The organism is Paraclostridium dentum, from assembly GCF_012922555.1.
GTDB classification, from domain to species: Bacteria; Bacillota; Clostridia; order Peptostreptococcales; family Peptostreptococcaceae; genus Paraclostridium; species Paraclostridium dentum.
In genome coordinates, this window is the sequence record NZ_WIPK01000009.1 from 67,056 (window position 1) to 83,584 (window position 16,529).

Below are 16,529 nucleotides of genomic sequence, written 5' to 3' on the forward strand. Positions count from 1 at the left end.
TAGTTTTAACTTTATTTAATTCAATATTAAGCGTTAGCCATTATATCCTTTAAAGTTATATCTTTTTCAAATACTGTTTGACCATCAACTTCAGTAGCTAATGCAACTAAGCATTTTTCAACTAGTTTTCTTCTTAAAGCTTTTTCCTCAGCTGGATCTAACTTAGGATTACCAAGAGGATGAGGTATAGCTATAGCTGGAACTATTCTGTTAGCTCCAACAGTTAAAGATATAGGTACTACTGTACAGATATGAACAACTGGAAGACCAGCTCTTTCTATCTCTTTTACCATCGTTGCACCGCAACGAGTACAAGTACCTCAAGTAGATGTTAGTATTACAGCGTCAACGCCTGCAGCTATTAACTTTTGAGCGTATTCAGCAGCAAACTTCTTAGAACTTGCAACAGCAGTTCCGTTACCTGTAGTTGTATAGAAGAACTCATGTAAAGAACCTATAGCTCCTTCTCTTTCTAAGTCTCTTAAAACATCTACTGGTAAAACTCTATCTGAGTCTAAGTTACAATAAACTGGGTCGAATCCACCATGAGCAGTTTCGTAAGTTTCTTCAGTTAAATCGTCAACTCCTGCTATAGAATATTCACCGTATTTAGATGCAGAAGAAGATTCTATTCTATCTGGATTTCCTTTAGGAACTATACCACCAGAAGTAACTAGAGCTATTTTAGCTTTAGATAAATCTTTTATAGCTGGTTGTGGATCAACTCTATCAAAGTTTGGCATTGGATATTCAGTTACGAAATCCTCACCTTTTATTTTCTTTAATAACATATCTACAGCTCTCTTAGAACCTCTTTCTTTAGCGAAGTAGTTAACTCTTACTCCTCTTTCTATATAACCTTCTTCAGCTGGAGATCCTATTTCTTCTCCATTAGCTAACTTCTTAGCTAATGTAGCTATTTTTGGAAGAGCCTTTCTCATACCAGCAGCAGAGTCAGATGTTGATACTATATATAAATCTTTTTTGAACATATCTGCTCCTGGATTTTCAATGTACATTCCTGTTAAAGCTGGTATATTTAATTCGTCTTTTACGAATTTAGTTATTGTTCCTGCAGCAACCCCGTATCTTCCTGCATTGAACGCTGGTCCAGCTATGAATAATTGTGGTTCGAAGCTCTTAACCATTCCTAATACTTCTTGGCTAGCAGACTCCATGTTTTCTCCGAAATAGCTATCTCCACAAACTACAGTTCCAACTATTTCTATTTCATCCCCTAATAACTTGTTTAATTGTAAACTTATTGGAGGTAATTTTTCAGCTATGTGTGGTTTCGTATCAGCTTTTTCTTCCCCTCCAATTCCTGCGAAGAATTGGTTTACGTAGTGAACTACTTTTATCTTTTCCATCTTTATCTCAACCCCTTTTGATTTAATTAGGCATTATATTTGCAGAATTGACCTCTTATATCGCTCATTTCTTCAACTATTTCATCAACTTCAAGAACCATTTCCATCATACTTATTTGATCTTCGTAAACTGATTCATCAAATAATTCTTTCACTTCTGGTTCAACAACATGATAAACAGCTAATCCTAACTCAACACCAGCAAGTGGTCCAGCGAAAGTTGGATCTCCAGCAGTTACTGTTTCAGCTGCAAGACCTGCAGCTTCGGCTTCAGCAGCACCTAGTAAAACCACAACATTTTCAGCACCGAATTTTTCAGTAGCATCTTTAACTCTGTTTTGGTTTTCTAAGTCCATAGCCCCAGCAGCAGTTCAGACAAAACATTCTGTTGAAGCAAAAACTATTTCAGTATTTTCTACAGTGTTTACACACTCTTCTATCGCAGGTCCCGGAATTCCGTCACGGTCACCTATGATTATGATCTTTTTATTACTTAATAAGCTCATAATATATCTCCTTTTCCCATTTATTTTAATATTGTCATTTTTATACCTTTTTAAATTCACACTCTTTAAAAATCTATTTTTGTTTAAATATATTCTTCTCAGCTATATTATGAAACACTTGTATTTACGATATATTATAGCGAAGTGATATTTACATATTGTTGACGAAACACTTAAAGTCCGCATGGCTTTGTGTAAAGGAAACAATATTAAATGTCACGAAGCAACCTCATCGTATTACAGTTTCTAATACCCCTTAGCTGTTAAGAATCCGAATCCTGTTTCATTAGTAGCTCCAGTTATTACTTGTATCTCAGCTTCTATAGATCCATCTTCTCTTAAAGATCCAGCAGCTCCACCAGCTATAACATCAGCAACTTCAACGTGTCCTATAACTCTATCCATCTTAGGTAATACAACAACTTGGTTAGCATTTCCACCAGTTACAACAGCGTTAGCTTTAACATCAGCATCAGCTAATGATTGAGATGCTCCATCTCTACCAGCATACTCATCTGTAACTATAACAGTTTTAACACCTTGACCTTCTATTTTCTTGCAGTTCATTATAAGGTCTGTATCTGGGTTACCAAATCCTTCTTGAGATACTATTACAGCATCTAAGCCTAATTGTTTACATAATTTAGCAGTCCAGTTAGAAGATCTTTCTTTATCTGCTAAGTATACGTTTTCATTAGTTATAATAACTCCTACAAAGTTTATTTCTTTTCCGTGTTGTAGATATAAATCTTCAACTACTGAGTTATTCATGTGTACATAACTTGGGTTTTTATCACAAGCTGAAACACAGTTCCCACTTACTATAGCTCCGTCCATTAATTCAGTTGGGTATAATAATGTTGGTACTATTTGCTTAGCGTCAACTCCGTAAACATATGTGTCATGTAATAATCCTTGAGTTTGAAGCATGTATACATATCCTACTTTAGGAAGTTCTGGATACTCTGCTACTGACTCTAATAATGGCTTAGTTTCGTACTCTACAACTTCATCTGGAGTTAAGTTTCTAGCAACTTCTCCTAAATATGTAGCAGCTTTGAATCCTATCATTCTAACAGCTCTTTCGTGATCGTATTGCTTTAAACCATCTATTGGTTCAGCTATAACAACAACGTTGTTTAACTTAGAGAATGGTGTATATTCAGCTCCAGGACCAGTCATATCTATTATACCTTCTTGGAAACCAACTATTTTACCAGTTGTTACAACTCCAACATTTTTAAGTGCATGAGTTCTTCCTTCTCCAACAGTATCAACTTTTGATATAACTCCTGGGAATATTCCTCCATTACCATCAACTTTTACTCTCGGTTCTATAACGTCTTTAACTGGTATTATTCTAACGCTTTCCCCTGGACGAACTATATCTAAATCTATTGATTTTATATGTTCATCTCCACCAATTTCTTTTAACATCTCTTCTTTGTTGATGTATAATACTGAATCTTTAACTTCTGTTACTGCTCCAAATTGTACATCTTTTATAAAGATTTTCCCTAACTCAAGACGCATATTGGCACCCCCTAATTTTTTGAACTTAATTTATTTTAACGGGGAATTGAATCCCCATTAATTACTTATAAGTGCTTCTTTATCATAGCTTCTATATTAGAAACTGTAGCATCATCTTTTGTTACTTCATCTATTTTAGCTCCATCTTTGTATATAGCTATAGTTGGAAGACCTAAAACCTTCTCTTTTATAGCAACTCTTCTAGCTTTAGTTATATCGAATTTACAGAACTTTATGTTTTCCCCATATGCTTCTGCAAATTTTTCTATATCTGGAAGTAATGCTTTACAAGGCTCACAACCTTGACTCCAGAAATCAACTAATACTAGCCCTTCTGCTTCTAATACTTCTGGATCGAATGTATTTTTTTCTAATGCTATCATTTCAGTATCCCCCTTATTGGATTTTATATATTTTAATATATTTTTAATATATTAATAGCTATTTTAATTTAAGTACCGTTCACTAAGTAATGTTTAATTTGATAAACATCATCCCCCGATAACCTTGTTAAACGTACTTTTTTATTAGCAATTAGTAACTTCTTCTTCGAAGTTTGCTTCTACATATCTTTCAGCTGTTACTGCAGCTATAGCTCCATCAGCTGTTGCTGTAACAACTTGTCTTAATGATTTAACTCTACAATCTCCTGCAGCAAATACACCTGGTATATTTGTTAACATATTGTCATCTGTTTTGATGTATCCATAGTCATCCATATCTACTTTACCTTTGAATAACTCTGTTTGAGAATCAAATCCTACGAATATGAATATTCCCATAGTTCCATCTTCTTCATCAGCGAAGTATTCATTAGTTTCACCTGTTTGAGTATTTCTAAATACTACTGATTCAACTAATCCATCACCTTTTATTTCATCTATAACTGTATCTAATAAGAATTCTATTCTTTCATTAGCTCTTGCTTTATCTTCTATAGATCTAGCACATCTTAAACCTTGTCTTCTATGAACTATAGTAACTTTTCTAGCAAACTTAGTTAAGTATAATGCTTCTTCTATAGCACTATCTCCTCCTCCAACTACGAATACTTCGAAATCTTCGAAGAAGTCAGCGTCACATGTAGCACAGTAAGAAACTCCTTTACCTGTTAATTCTTTTTCTCCTGGGCATCCTAATTTTTTAGGAGTAGCTCCAGTAGCTATTATAACAGTTTTAGCTCTGTACTCACCTTTTTCACCTTTTAATACTTTTATATTTCCTTCTAATTCAGTGTCTACTATAGAGTCTCTAACTATTTCAGCACCGAATTCTTTACATTGCTCTACCATTCTAGCTATTAAGCTTGGTCCAGTAGCATTTTCAACTGATCCTGGATAGTTAGCAACTTCATGAGTTATAACTATTTGTCCACCAGTTTTTCCTTTTTCAAGTATTAAAGTCTTCATTTTAGCTCTTGCGCCGTAAAGACCAGCTGCAAGACCTGCAGGTCCACAACCTATTATGACTATGTCATATAAATTTTCCATTATCTCGACCCCCTATTTTTATTAATATATATACACCAAAGTTTATACATATTGCATTCTTTGGATTGTATTTCTCATTATATCAAAATCAATTACTCTGAAATCGTCTAAAACTTTTTCAGTCCACATAGGAGTTAACTTGTTGTTTTTAAATTTTTCTGCTGTTTCTATGGCTTCTTCTATTAAGTTTAATGAATTTGTGTCTAGAGATTTCCCCTTTTTAATTATGACTGTACGATATGGTGTCTCATTGGGTTTTACGCTCCCATATAGCGGATGTGATAATAATTCATACCCCTTATGAACTAAATCCCTACATTCCTTTAATGTTCCTATATAGTCAGTGTCTAACATTATAACTTCTTTGTCAGTAACGTTTTCCTGAATCATAGGATTGTTAGTGATTATTAACATTTGTCTACACTCACTTTCAAAATTTCTTTTGTTAAACTAAAAAACAGGAAACTAAGTCCCCACTTAGTTCCCTGTCAAAATGTCTTTCAGAGATCCGTCCAGTTAAAGTCCTTTCACCTGAGAATTTCATTTAAATCCTTTTGGGATGAATTTAAATTTGTCCCTTCGGTCATCTCTAATTTCCCCAAATTAGAGACCGTCTCCTTTAACCTTCAAACGGTTTAATTTTTAGTTTTGTCTTTGCCCCTTAGGTGCTTTTCTTAATTACATTATATCTAGCTTGGTAAATATATACAATACTTTTTCAAATATTTTTTTATGTTTTTTTGTTGATATTGTCCATTTTTTGTCAAACCGTTGGTATAGCTATAATCTTTTTATTAACTTCTTTCCATAGATTTTATCTATTAAGTTAATTTTCTAACTTTCAATTTATATTTATTCTAATTTCTTTTAAGTATTCCTTTTTTATGCCTTTATTTTTTAATTTTTTTTAACCATATCATATGTTAAACAAACAGGTTTTTTTGTTCGTGGATCTTCAACAATTTCTGCATCAATATTAAAAATTTCTTTTAGATTTTCTTTTGTCATAACATCATGAGCTTCACCTTCACATACAATTTTACCTTTTTTAATTCCTATCATATGATCTGCAAATCTAGATGCATTGTTTAACTCATGGATAACCATTACAATAGTTCGTTTTTCATTTTTATTTAATTCATCTAATAACTGTAAAATTTCTAATTGATGAGCTAAATCTAAATATGTTGTAGGTTCATCTAGTAATAATATATCTGTTTCTTGTGCAAGAGCCATTGCTATCCATGCCCTTTGTCTTTGTCCACCAGATAAATCATCAATATTTCTATCTCTAAATTCAGATATTTTTGTAACTTCCATAGCCCAACTTACAATATCCTTATCTTCTTTATTCATCTTTCCAAATCCCTTTTGATGAGGAAATCTACCATAAGATATTAATTCCTCTACAGTAAGTCCGCTTGGAGCTTGTGGATTTTGTGGAAGTACTGCCATTTCTTTTGCGATATCTATTGGATTTTCCTCATGAAGATTTTTACCATTTATATAAATACTTCCGCTCTTTGGATTTATTATTCTTCCTATAGTTTTTAAAATAGTAGATTTACCACATCCGTTAGCCCCTATTATTGTAGTTATTTTTCCTTTTGGTATATTTAAATTTAAGTTTTTTACAATATCTATATTTCCATAAGATATGTTTAAGTCCTTAGTTATTATTGAATTCATAATTTTTACCTCTTTCTAATCTGCTAACATTAAATATATAAAGTAAGGTACACCTATTATAGATATAACTATTCCTACTGGTATTTCTATTGGTGCTAGTAAATTTCTAGATACAGTATCAGCTGCTAATATAAGTAATATTCCTATTAATGCTGATATAGGTACTAACCTTTTATGTTTAGGTCCAACAAGCTTTCTAGCAATGTGAGGTGAAACTAATCCTAAAAATGAAATACTTCCAGCTACTGATGTTGCAACTCCTGCTAATATAACTGCATAGGTTATTAGCTTTTTTCTTTCCTTTTCTACATTAACACCAAGCCCTGTAGATATTTCATCTCCTAAATTTAATGCATCTAGGTATCTTGATTTATATATTGCAAGAAACATAAATACTATTATAAAAGGTAGTATTGCTAGTACATACTTCCAGTTACTACCCCATATACTTCCTGATGTCCATGCCATTACTCTATTAAATTCTTGAGTAGTAAATTTCAATTGGAAAATCGTCATTATAGATGTAAATGCTATATTTATACCTATTCCTATTAAAAGTAACCTTTGAGAGCTAATTCCATTTTTAAATGCTAATACATATATTAAAAAAGCTCCAAATAATGCTCCCAGTAATGCAACTATAGGCATTGTAAATATGGTTAAGTTACTTACTCCATCATATACATTTCCATTCATTAAATATATATATACTACAACAAATAATGCAGCTCCTGAGTTTATACCTAATATTCCTGAATCTGCTAAATCATTTTTGGTAACTCCCTGAAGTATAGCCCCTGCTGTTGCTAACGCACTTCCTACTAATATTGCAATAACTATTCTAGGTAGCCTTAATTTAAAAATTGCTATTTCATAATTTTTCTGTCCTTGTCCTATAAATGTTTTAAATACATCTATAGGTGGAATTTTAAACGATCCCATATTTAAACTTATCAACACAGTAATAAATATAAGTGCTAATAAAATCGATGCTATTAATATAATTTTAGACTTTTTATTATTAGTTTTCATTTTATCTAGTTTCCTTTCTTATAAGATATATAAAGACCGGTACTCCGATAAGTGCAGTTATTGAACCTACTGGTGTTTCATACGGTGGATTTATCATTCTTGATAAGATATCGCTGTAAACTAATAACAAAGACCCTAAAACTAAAGAACTAGGTATTATATATTTATAATCTGCTCCAACTATTCCTTTTGCAATTTGAGGTACTACTAGACCTACAAATACAATATTTCCAGCAACAGACACACTTGCTCCTGTCATTAAAACTACTACTACTAACGATATAAATCTTACTAAATTAGTTTTTTGTCCAAGTCCTATAGCAACTTCTTCACCTAAGCTTAATATTGTAATTCTCGGAGCCATTATCATAGCTACTATAAAACCTATACCTCCAATAATTAATAAAAGCTTTACGCCTTCCCATTTAGCACTTACTAGTCCTCCAGAAATCCAAAAGCTTAGTTGTTGAGATAAGTTAAAGTACATAGCAAACGCCATAGCTAGTGACACTAATAATGTACCTAATGCTGTTCCTGCTAATGCTAATTTTACTGGATCAACTTTTTTTCTTGTTCTAGAACTTATAAAGTAAACTAGCAATCCACTTATACTTGCTCCTAAAAAAGAAAATATCATAAGACCAAAACTTCCTGGTGCAAACCCTGGTACCACCTTTTGTAAAACTAAAGCTATTGCTATAGTAAATGTAGCTCCTTGTGTTATCCCCATTACAGATGGATCTGCTATAGGATTTCTCGTAATACCTTGCATTATAGCACCCGATACAGCTAAAAATCCTCCAACTAATGCTGCCGCTATAGCCCTTGGCATTCTAACATCTCTAATTATTTTTGTATCTACATCACTTGAATTGGATATAAAACTATTTATCATGGTATTTAAGCTTATATCCTTAGGTCCCATTGATACCGATATAAAAATACCAATAAAAAGAATTGCTATTCCAATTGTAATTAATAAATAAGCCGAACTCTTTTTACTTAATTTCATGTCTAAACATACCTTTCTATATTTCTATGATTAAAAACAGGTGTGAAAATGAAATCCATTATACACACCTGCTATACTAAATTACTTTATTAATTCATTTTTAACTGATTCTAATAATAACTCTCTACCTATAGGGTTATATGATTGAGTAAAGTATGGTGAAGCATCTAAGATTGTTACATTTCCATCTTTTACAGCTCTAATTTGTGACCATACCGAACTATTTTCTAAATCTTTTTTATCAGAATCCGTAGCTATAACAATAATGTGATCTGCATCTATTTCAGTTAAACCTTCCATACTAACTGTTGGTAATGTTATACCATCTTGTTTTGGCATATTTTTAGGTCTAGCTAATTTCATGTCATCATTTACAATAGTTCCTATACCCGCATCACTAAATACCATAAATTGACCTTGAGTTGCTAAAACTGTTAAGTACGTTTGATCTCCATTTTTAGCTACAACTTCTTTTCCAAGTTCTTCAGCTTTTTTATCATAATTGCTTAACCACTCTTTAGCTTTATCTTCTTGGTTAAATAACTTTGAAACATCTATTAATTTACTTCTCCAATCATTTGCGTAGTCTTTTATCATAACTACCGGAGCAATTTCTTTTAATTGATCATATATTTTTTCTTGTCTTTGACTCATTATTATTAAGTCTGGATTTGTTCCTAAAATTGCTTCAACATCCATAGTATCCATCATTGAATGTCCTACAACTTTAGTATCTTTTAATTTATCTTCTATGTATGAAGGTACTTTAGTAGTTTCATAAGAGTCTACATTAGCTGTAGCAACTGGTGTTTGTCCTAAAATTAAAAGTTCTTCACTGCTTCCTGAAATATCTACTATTCGTTTTGGATCTGCTGGTATTTCAATATCTCCTTTTACTGATTGAACCGTTCTTTTTTCATTACTTTCTTTATTTGATGAATTACCGCCTGCACACCCAGTAACTAACCCTAACGTGGCTACTACTGCTGCAAGCAATACTAATGACTTTCGTTTTTTCATGAATAAACCTCCCAATTATTTTTAATTACTATTTGAAATTAATTATCACTTTTATTTGTTCATATTATAGCAACATTGAGAATAATAGTCAATTACTTTTATAATTTTCCATTATTTTCTTGAAATATTTTTTCTTAACCACAAAAAAAGATGTGAATTTTATTTCACATCTTCTCCATCCACTGAGGTTTTAAAACAGCGAAGGTTGGTAGTTGTTATTTTCGTAATACTTCAAGTCTGAAAGACTTGGTATGGAGAAAATAATAACTACCACCCTAGCTACATAACCTACATATTCTTATCATTTATAGATTGTAAATATTCATCAATACTTTCAATAACACTACTTACACAACCTTTTTCAAAAGGAGATATTAAATTAGCATATTTAACAATATCTAAGAAAGACTTAGTTCCACCTATTCTACAAATATTTAGATAATCTTGCCATCCTTTAACTCTATCAACTTGCATCTTCTTCCAGAATTGAAGTGCACAAATTTGAGCTAATGTATAGTCTATATAATAGAATGGATTTTTAAATATGTGGCCTTGCTTAAACCACCATCCACCTCTTTCTAAGAAGTCATTGCCTTCATAATCCTTATGTGGTTGATATTTCTTTTCTAAATCTCTCCAAACTAATTTTCTTTCATCTTTTGTCATGTTTGGATTTTCATATATTATGTGTTGGAACTCATCTACTAAAACTCCGTAAGGTATAAACTTAATAGCACTACCTAAATGAACAAATTTATATTTATCAGTATCTTCTTTAAAGAAAAGCTCCATCCAAGGCCAAGTTATAAATTCCATACTCATAGAATGTATTTCACAACTTTCGTATGTTGGGAAGTTTATATCTGGAATTTCAATCCATCTTGACATATAAACTTGGAATGCATGTCCAGCTTCATGAGTTAAAACATCTATATCATCTGCTGTTGAATTAAAGTTTGAGAATATAAAAGGAGCCTTATATTCTGGTATATATGTACAATATCCTCCAGCACCTTTTCCTTTTTTAGTTTCTAAGTCCATTAATTCATGATCCATCATATATTTAAAGAACTCATCAGTTTCCTTAGAAAGCTCTGAGTACATTAAAATACCATTTTTCATTATAAAATCAGAGTCTCCTTTAGGTTTTGCATTTCCACTATTAAACTCAAAGTTTTCATCAAAGTATCTAAATTGTTGAAGTCCTAATCTTTCCTTTTGTCTTTTATATAATTTATTTGCAACAGGTACTATATACTCACTAACTTGTTTTCTAAAGTTTTCAACCATTTCTGCATTATAATCAGTTCTTAACATTCTTATGTAGCCAAGTTCTACGAAATTTTCAAAACCTAGTTTTTTAGCCATTTTATCTCTTACTTTTACTAGTTTATCAAATAAATCATCAAATTTTTTCTCATTTGCTTCAAAGAATCCATAATATGCTTGTGATGATTTTTCTCTTTCATCTCTAAATGGAGATGTCATATAAGGCCCTAGTCCTGAAAGGTTTCTTTCTTCTCCATCAAAAGGTATTTTTGCAGATGCTAAAAGTTTAGTATATTCTGATGCTAATTTGTTCTCTTCTTGTAACTCAGCTATTATTTCTTTAGAAAATGCCTGTAGAGAATAGTCTGCTATAGACATAAATTGCTTTCCTAGCTCTTGTGTAAGTTTATCTTTAAATTTTGAATTCACTAGAGCTTTATAAAATAATGAATTTAGCTCTTCATAATGAGGCCCATTTTCATCCCAATACTCTTTTTCTTTTGCATAAAATTCATCTTCAGTATTTATACTGTATCTTATAGAAACTAATGTTGCCATACTATCTATATGATTTCTTAGTTTATTAATCTCATCTATATTTTTTCTAAGCTCATCATAATTTGTACTCGTTTCCATGTTTTTTACTAGATTTTTAAATTTATCTTTTATTTTTTCATAATTAGGTCTTTTGTATTTAAAATCCTTAAATTTCATTTTATCACCTCGTTATATATTATTTGTAGTTTTAGCTTATGTTAAAAGCTATAATTTATGTAAATTTTTACTAATTTATATCTTTAAACTTACTTTACTATACGTATAATTTAAAGTCAATTAGCCCACTATTCATTTAGTTTTTGTATTTTACTGCATCCTAAACTATTGATAAAATTTTGACTATAATATAAACTGTACTTAACAAATTAAATTGATTTATTGGGAGGAATTTATGTATAAACTAATCGCATTAGACATAGACGGTACATTACTAAATAGTGAAAAAAAAGTTACACAAGAGGTTTTTGATGCAATACAAAATGCAAAAGAAAAAGGTGTTAAAGTTGTATTATCAACTGGTAGACCACTTCCAGGGGTTCAAACTTTATTAAAAGAATTAAAACTTAATGACGAAGAAAATTATGTTGTTACATTTAATGGTGGACTTGTTCAAGAAATTACTTCTCAAGATGTTATTTCTAATATAGAAATGAGTCATGAAGATTTCGATTATATATATAATGAATTAGCTAAAAAACATGATATAAAAATTCATATAAACACTCCAGATTCTTTAGTTGTTCCTTATACAGAAGTTCCTAAATACAGTGTTCATGAATCTACACTTAATAACATTCCTGTTATTTGTATGGATGAAAAGGAAATTAATTCAGATTTAACATTCTGTAAAGTTATGCTAGTTGATGAACCTGAAGTTATAGAAGATATCATAACTAAAATTCCACAAGAGTTCCATGATAAATACACTATAGTTCGTTCAGCTCCATTTTTCTTAGAATTTTTAAATAAAAAGGTTAACAAAGGTTCAGGATTACAAGCTCTATGTGATAAGTTAGGCATAGATCCGTCTGAAGTTATAGCTGTTGGAGATGAAGAAAATGACAGACATATGATTGAGTTTGCAGGACTTGGAGTTGCTATGGGCAATGCTAGAGATAGTATAAAAGAAATAGCTAATCATGTTACTGAAACTAATAATAACCACGGTGTTGCTAAGGTTATATCTGACTTTATATTATAGATTTTAAATTTATTTTAATATTGGTGAACTATATTAATGCTTAATTCAGCAGTAATTTAGTTCACCTTTTCATTATAGTTAATATCAATTTAAATTGTATTTATATCTAATCCAACATTTTCATCTAGACCTATAATTGGTATTTCTAAATTATTTTCCTTTAATGATTTTTCTAGTTCTTCAATAAATATCCCTTTTCCATCTATCATTTTTATATCACTTAATTTTTCGGATAAATTATTACATCCACTTAACTCTCCAAACCAATTATCAGAGCTACAAGTTTTATTATATCCACAACTAGGACTTCCATCTATAGCTATTATAGCTTTAATTTTATAGTTACTTGTAATATAGTTTTCAAATTGTTTTATGTATGGATCTAGCATAATCTTACATTGATTTCTATAAAATAAATTATCAAATTGTTCTTTTACATGTCCCCACCTTTTAATTCCATACATAACCATCTCAGGACAAGGTAATTGAATTATTCCATACCCACTACTTAAAATTTGTAAAGAAACATTATGTGACCCTTTATCATTAGATAGCCCTTCCACTTTAGAGTTACAATTTAATATACAGTGGCAAACAGCTACTATTTCCCTTTTTCTTTCCATATATATCTCCTTAATTTTATTAATATTTTCATAGTATCACAGTAAATAATTGGTGTGTTATAGATTTTTACTATTTTAGACAATTTACTTATAAATATTTCCGATTTCAAAAATTGATAGTTTTGTATTATTATTAATTATGTACTAATAATTTAATTGCGGAGGAAATCGTAATCATGAATACCAAAAAAATAACATTTAGCGCAATGTGTATATTAGTAAATATAGTTTTCGGTATGTTTGTCGGTATGTTAAACATTCCATTACTATTTTTAGATACCGTTGGAACAGTACTTGGGGCTGTTGTCCTTGGCCCTTTATGGGGAGCACTTATAGGGGGAGGAACAAATTTAGTCCTTGGTGTAATATCCGACCCTACAAATATACCATTTGCTTTAGTTAATATAGCACTAGGTGTTATAGTTGGATTTATAGCTAGAAAAAAATCATTTGGTTACAAAGAGGCTATACTTACAGGATTATTATTAGCTGTAGTTTGCCCTTTAATAGGAACACCTATTTCAATACTATTATTTGGAGGTTTAAGTGGAAGTGGAGCAGACTTATTGGTTGGATTTTTAGTTCAATCTGGACAAGAAATTTTTACAGCTGCTTTTATCCCAAGAATTATTAGTAATATAGTAGATAAACCTTTATCTTGTATTTTAGTGGTTTATTTCTTAAGTAAAATGCCAAAAAACTTTATATCTCAGTTTTCTAAACAGACTTATAAAGTTTCATAATATAATAACCTTTTTAAAGCACTCTGTAAAAAAGGGTGTCGCATTAATATTTGCGACACCCTTTTTTCATGTAATCTTCTATCTATTTATATAACTCAAATAATTTATCTTCTTTAATTAAAAATATATGTTCATCGATATCTTTAGTTTCTCCAATTGCAGAAATATATTTAGGTTGGTCAATTATAAAATTACTTTCTGAAGTTTCATTTTTTATAAAATTATCTACAGTTAAAATTTCATCTACTGCAAGACCTATAAATCTATTATTTTGCATAATTACAATTACCATATCATGATAATGATCTTTAAAAATGTCTTTTGTTTTATCTAATAATTCAATTACCTTTTCCATATATTGTTTTTCTGCTTTATTAAGCAAATCTAGCAATTTTTTTTCCCTAATCTCTTCATTTTTTTCTTTTTTACATTTCTCAACTTCTATAGCTATCTCATGTAGTAAAGTGTGTGGTGAATCTATCTTTTTCATATGAAAATTTATACTTTGTATATCAGTTGAAAAATTATCATACCATTTACCAAATGCACATTGATGTGGATCTGTAGTTAAAGTAAATTCTCTATTTTCATTCACTGAATTTTTCAATTCATTTACCCACTTAATATGATCATTTTTTCTAATATCTATCACAGATTTAAAATATTCATATTCTTCTTCAGATGATTTACATCCAAATAAACTTCTCATACTCATAACTGGTACTATTTGATTTCTTAATTGCATAACCCCTAGTTCAAATTTTTCACTTTTTTGTATTGGAGTTATATTATCAGGAAACTCAGTTAATGCAATTGTAACGCTACTATCAATTGCATATAAATTATCAGCTACCCTAAATATAACATGAGGCAATCTTTCTTCATTTATCATCGTTAAATTCCCTTCCTTAAAATGATATAAACCCTATAAATTCTAATAATTTATTATTAAAATTGTAATTACAAATCATTAGCTTTCTAATTATACCAAATATTACCAATAACATTCTAGTCCTTTTGAGAATCTTTCTCACTTTTACATTTAATTTCTACTACACAAAGTGGGAGTGTATATAAGTTTCGAAACATTTCAGGCTTTTTTACCATCCTGTTGTAAGAAACTTTTATATACACTCCCACTAAGTAACCTATACAGCTTTACTATGTCTTTTAAATATAAAGTTAAAGAACCCTCTAATACCTTTAAACACTATCACTATTACAAACAGTATTAAGATGCCTGTAAGAGCTCCTGATGAGTCTATAAGAACATCTTTCATGCTACCTACTCTTCCAGCTACCGCTAACTGTCTCATCTCATCATAATAAGCATATGATATACTTGCTATCATGGCTACAATGCTAGCTATGTATATTCTTCTACTAAGCGCATATATAAGTAAACTTATAGAAAATCCTATACCTGCATATACACTAAAATGAGCCATTTTTCTAACTATATACCCCTTATCTCCATACTGCTTAAGTTTGTCAAAAACTTTTTCTTTTACACTTATTATATTATGATCTTTTAAATTTACTTCTGATCTAATTTTATCAATTACATTAACAGCTGTATCAGATTGTTGTTTTGATACATTTCCTTCTTGACTAGAAAAATAATACATACCTCCCATAGTCATTACTACTAGTAGTAAGCATACTATTTTTTTCATACCCCATCACCTGTCTTTCACAATATAGGCACAAGTTTAATATATACCTAAAAGTTTAATTTAGTGATAAATCACTTTTATAATAAGTAATTATTATACTACAAATCTAAAAATAGTAAATGAATTTTATTTGAAGAATCAAAAGAAGCTCCCTGTTTAAGGTAGCTTCTTTTTTAGCCTACATAAAATATGTCATATGAAGCATCCATAGCTTCATTTATATCTAAGCAGTATATATCTTCATCATTTTCAAATCCATTTTCTTTTACCCATTCATCAAACTCATTCTTCGTCCAGAAGAAATTCATGATGTTTCAACAGTTTGCTGCCCAATTTTCGTGCTTATCCAAATTTAAATGAAGTACTCTTAAATCAGGATTATTTAAGCTTGTTATCTTCCCGTCCTTTATCGATATATTGATTTCATTTCCAGTTACATAACATCTAGATTTTATATCTATATCTTGATTAAAAGTGCATCTCCATCCCAGCGCATCTATTGCACACATTGCATTAAATTCTCTTTTATCTTCTAATGTAACTCTATGCATAGTTGGGTGTGCTGATACTGGATATATAAAATTTATGTATCCATCATCATCTACAACCATTATGTTTTTATCTATAAATAATTTTAGAGTTTCTTTTATATATTCTTTTTTTAAGTTTAGTTTATCTTCTAAAAAAACTACACTTTCATCTAAGCTTACAGGTCTTTCTTTTTCTATTATCATATCCATAATCGATACTCTAATATTTTTTTGTATTTGATTTAAATTCCTATATTTATTGTTTTTCATTTTAAAT

The 16,529-nt window shown here is 30.3% G+C and carries 17 protein-coding genes and 1 riboswitch; of the genes, 2 read left to right on the forward strand and 15 right to left on the reverse strand.

Translation table 11 applies throughout. From position 1 onward, the window contains the following. Window positions 1-26: 26 nt before the first annotated feature. The 11 genes from grdB to GFJ41_RS13135 form a co-directional block, all read right to left on the reverse strand. On the reverse strand, window positions 27-1,370 hold the full coding sequence (grdB, locus tag GFJ41_RS13085; RefSeq protein ID WP_081949212.1) for a glycine reductase complex selenoprotein B: 1,344 nt from the start codon (window positions 1,368-1,370) through the stop codon (window positions 27-29). A 26-nt stretch (window positions 1,371-1,396) separates the two neighbouring features. After that, the gene (gene grdA / locus GFJ41_RS13090) at window positions 1,397-1,876 is read right to left on the reverse strand and encodes a glycine/sarcosine/betaine reductase complex selenoprotein A (protein ID WP_077175940.1); all 480 of its coding nucleotides are present in this window, start codon (window positions 1,874-1,876) and stop codon (window positions 1,397-1,399) included. Between the two features lie 246 nt (window positions 1,877-2,122). Then, a complete protein-coding gene (locus tag GFJ41_RS13095) occupies window positions 2,123-3,409 on the reverse strand; it encodes a glycine/sarcosine/betaine reductase component B subunit (protein WP_021433741.1) in 1,287 nt (428 codons plus the stop codon). Window positions 3,410-3,474: 65 nt separating this feature from the next. Further along, on the reverse strand, window positions 3,475-3,792 hold the full coding sequence (gene trxA, locus GFJ41_RS13100; protein ID WP_021429589.1) for a thioredoxin TrxA: 318 nt from the start codon (window positions 3,790-3,792) through the stop codon (window positions 3,475-3,477). A gap of 144 nt (window positions 3,793-3,936) precedes the next feature. Beyond that, window positions 3,937-4,899 carry a thioredoxin-disulfide reductase gene (gene trxB / locus GFJ41_RS13105; protein WP_021433742.1) on the reverse strand — a complete coding sequence of 321 codons (963 nt, stop codon included), beginning with the start codon at window positions 4,897-4,899 and terminating at the stop codon, window positions 3,937-3,939. 42 nt (window positions 4,900-4,941) lie between these two features. Next, window positions 4,942-5,313: a GrdX family protein gene (locus GFJ41_RS13110; RefSeq protein WP_021429544.1), complete on the reverse strand. Its 372-nt coding sequence runs from the start codon at window positions 5,311-5,313 to the stop codon at window positions 4,942-4,944. A gap of 95 nt (window positions 5,314-5,408) precedes the next feature. After that, window positions 5,409-5,529, reverse strand: a riboswitch (glycine riboswitch). Between the two features lie 267 nt (window positions 5,530-5,796). Continuing rightward, window positions 5,797-6,588, reverse strand: a complete 792-nt coding sequence (locus tag GFJ41_RS13115) for an ABC transporter ATP-binding protein (RefSeq protein ID WP_150843233.1) — start codon at window positions 6,586-6,588, stop codon at window positions 5,797-5,799. A gap of 15 nt (window positions 6,589-6,603) precedes the next feature. Continuing rightward, window positions 6,604-7,620, reverse strand: a complete 1,017-nt coding sequence (locus GFJ41_RS13120; RefSeq protein ID WP_170075542.1) for a FecCD family ABC transporter permease — start codon at window positions 7,618-7,620, stop codon at window positions 6,604-6,606. Window position 7,621: 1 nt separating this feature from the next. After that, the gene (locus GFJ41_RS13125) at window positions 7,622-8,632 is read right to left on the reverse strand and encodes a FecCD family ABC transporter permease (protein WP_021429572.1); all 1,011 of its coding nucleotides are present in this window, start codon (window positions 8,630-8,632) and stop codon (window positions 7,622-7,624) included. An 81-nt stretch (window positions 8,633-8,713) separates the two neighbouring features. Beyond that, on the reverse strand, window positions 8,714-9,652 hold the full coding sequence (locus tag GFJ41_RS13130; RefSeq protein WP_170075543.1) for an iron-hydroxamate ABC transporter substrate-binding protein: 939 nt from the start codon (window positions 9,650-9,652) through the stop codon (window positions 8,714-8,716). Between the two features lie 288 nt (window positions 9,653-9,940). Then, window positions 9,941-11,635 carry a M3 family oligoendopeptidase gene (locus GFJ41_RS13135; protein WP_170075544.1) on the reverse strand — a complete coding sequence of 565 codons (1,695 nt, stop codon included), beginning with the start codon at window positions 11,633-11,635 and terminating at the stop codon, window positions 9,941-9,943. Window positions 11,636-11,870: 235 nt separating this feature from the next. Between GFJ41_RS13135 and yidA the strand changes: the two genes are divergently transcribed. Next, a complete protein-coding gene (gene yidA, locus GFJ41_RS13140) occupies window positions 11,871-12,680 on the forward strand; it encodes a sugar-phosphatase (RefSeq protein WP_142729838.1) in 810 nt (269 codons plus the stop codon). A gap of 89 nt (window positions 12,681-12,769) precedes the next feature. Here the strand turns inward: yidA and GFJ41_RS13145 are convergent, their stop codons facing one another. Further along, the gene (locus tag GFJ41_RS13145; RefSeq protein WP_170075545.1) at window positions 12,770-13,303 is read right to left on the reverse strand and encodes a CD3072 family TudS-related putative desulfidase; all 534 of its coding nucleotides are present in this window, start codon (window positions 13,301-13,303) and stop codon (window positions 12,770-12,772) included. Between the two features lie 176 nt (window positions 13,304-13,479). Between GFJ41_RS13145 and GFJ41_RS13150 the strand changes: the two genes are divergently transcribed. After that, complete coding sequence (locus GFJ41_RS13150; RefSeq protein ID WP_021429691.1) at window positions 13,480-14,046, forward strand: CD3073 family putative ECF transporter S component; 567 nt, start codon at window positions 13,480-13,482, stop codon at window positions 14,044-14,046. Window positions 14,047-14,128: 82 nt separating this feature from the next. Here GFJ41_RS13150 and GFJ41_RS13155 read toward each other — a convergent pair whose 3' ends face one another. From GFJ41_RS13155 to saoL, 3 genes are all read right to left on the reverse strand, one after another. After that, window positions 14,129-14,938 carry a chemotaxis protein CheW gene (locus GFJ41_RS13155; protein ID WP_170075546.1) on the reverse strand — a complete coding sequence of 270 codons (810 nt, stop codon included), beginning with the start codon at window positions 14,936-14,938 and terminating at the stop codon, window positions 14,129-14,131. A gap of 256 nt (window positions 14,939-15,194) precedes the next feature. Further along, window positions 15,195-15,722, reverse strand: coding sequence for a VanZ family protein (locus tag GFJ41_RS13160; RefSeq protein ID WP_035115270.1), 528 nt, complete (start codon window positions 15,720-15,722; stop codon window positions 15,195-15,197). Between the two features lie 173 nt (window positions 15,723-15,895). Then, a complete protein-coding gene (saoL, locus tag GFJ41_RS13165; protein WP_238493464.1) occupies window positions 15,896-16,522 on the reverse strand; it encodes a MerB-like organometallic lyase SaoL in 627 nt (208 codons plus the stop codon). Between the last annotated feature and the right edge of the window lie 7 nt (window positions 16,523-16,529).

What these genes read in the sequence shown, in the direction of transcription:
- GFJ41_RS13125 (WP_021429572.1), bottom strand. Translation starts at nt 8,632, where the DNA reads ATGAAATTAAGTAAAAAGAGTTCGGCTTATTTATTAATTACAATTGGA.
- GFJ41_RS13135 (WP_170075544.1), bottom strand. Translation starts at nt 11,635, where the DNA reads ATGAAATTTAAGGATTTTAAATACAAAAGACCTAATTATGAAAAAATA.
- GFJ41_RS13150 (WP_021429691.1), top strand. Translation starts at nt 13,480, where the DNA reads ATGAATACCAAAAAAATAACATTTAGCGCAATGTGTATATTAGTAAAT.
- GFJ41_RS13110 (WP_021429544.1), bottom strand. Translation starts at nt 5,313, where the DNA reads ATGTTAATAATCACTAACAATCCTATGATTCAGGAAAACGTTACTGAC.
- GFJ41_RS13095 (WP_021433741.1), bottom strand. Translation starts at nt 3,409, where the DNA reads ATGCGTCTTGAGTTAGGGAAAATCTTTATAAAAGATGTACAATTTGGA.
- GFJ41_RS13130 (WP_170075543.1), bottom strand. Translation starts at nt 9,652, where the DNA reads ATGAAAAAACGAAAGTCATTAGTATTGCTTGCAGCAGTAGTAGCCACG.
- GFJ41_RS13160 (WP_035115270.1), bottom strand. Translation starts at nt 15,722, where the DNA reads ATGAAAAAAATAGTATGCTTACTACTAGTAGTAATGACTATGGGAGGT.
- GFJ41_RS13155 (WP_170075546.1), bottom strand. Translation starts at nt 14,938, where the DNA reads ATGATAAATGAAGAAAGATTGCCTCATGTTATATTTAGGGTAGCTGAT.
- yidA (WP_142729838.1), top strand. Translation starts at nt 11,871, where the DNA reads ATGTATAAACTAATCGCATTAGACATAGACGGTACATTACTAAATAGT.
- GFJ41_RS13120 (WP_170075542.1), bottom strand. Translation starts at nt 7,620, where the DNA reads ATGAAAACTAATAATAAAAAGTCTAAAATTATATTAATAGCATCGATT.
- GFJ41_RS13115 (WP_150843233.1), bottom strand. Translation starts at nt 6,588, where the DNA reads ATGAATTCAATAATAACTAAGGACTTAAACATATCTTATGGAAATATA.
- trxB (WP_021433742.1), bottom strand. Translation starts at nt 4,899, where the DNA reads ATGGAAAATTTATATGACATAGTCATAATAGGTTGTGGACCTGCAGGT.
- trxA (WP_021429589.1), bottom strand. Translation starts at nt 3,792, where the DNA reads ATGATAGCATTAGAAAAAAATACATTCGATCCAGAAGTATTAGAAGCA.
- GFJ41_RS13145 (WP_170075545.1), bottom strand. Translation starts at nt 13,303, where the DNA reads ATGGAAAGAAAAAGGGAAATAGTAGCTGTTTGCCACTGTATATTAAAT.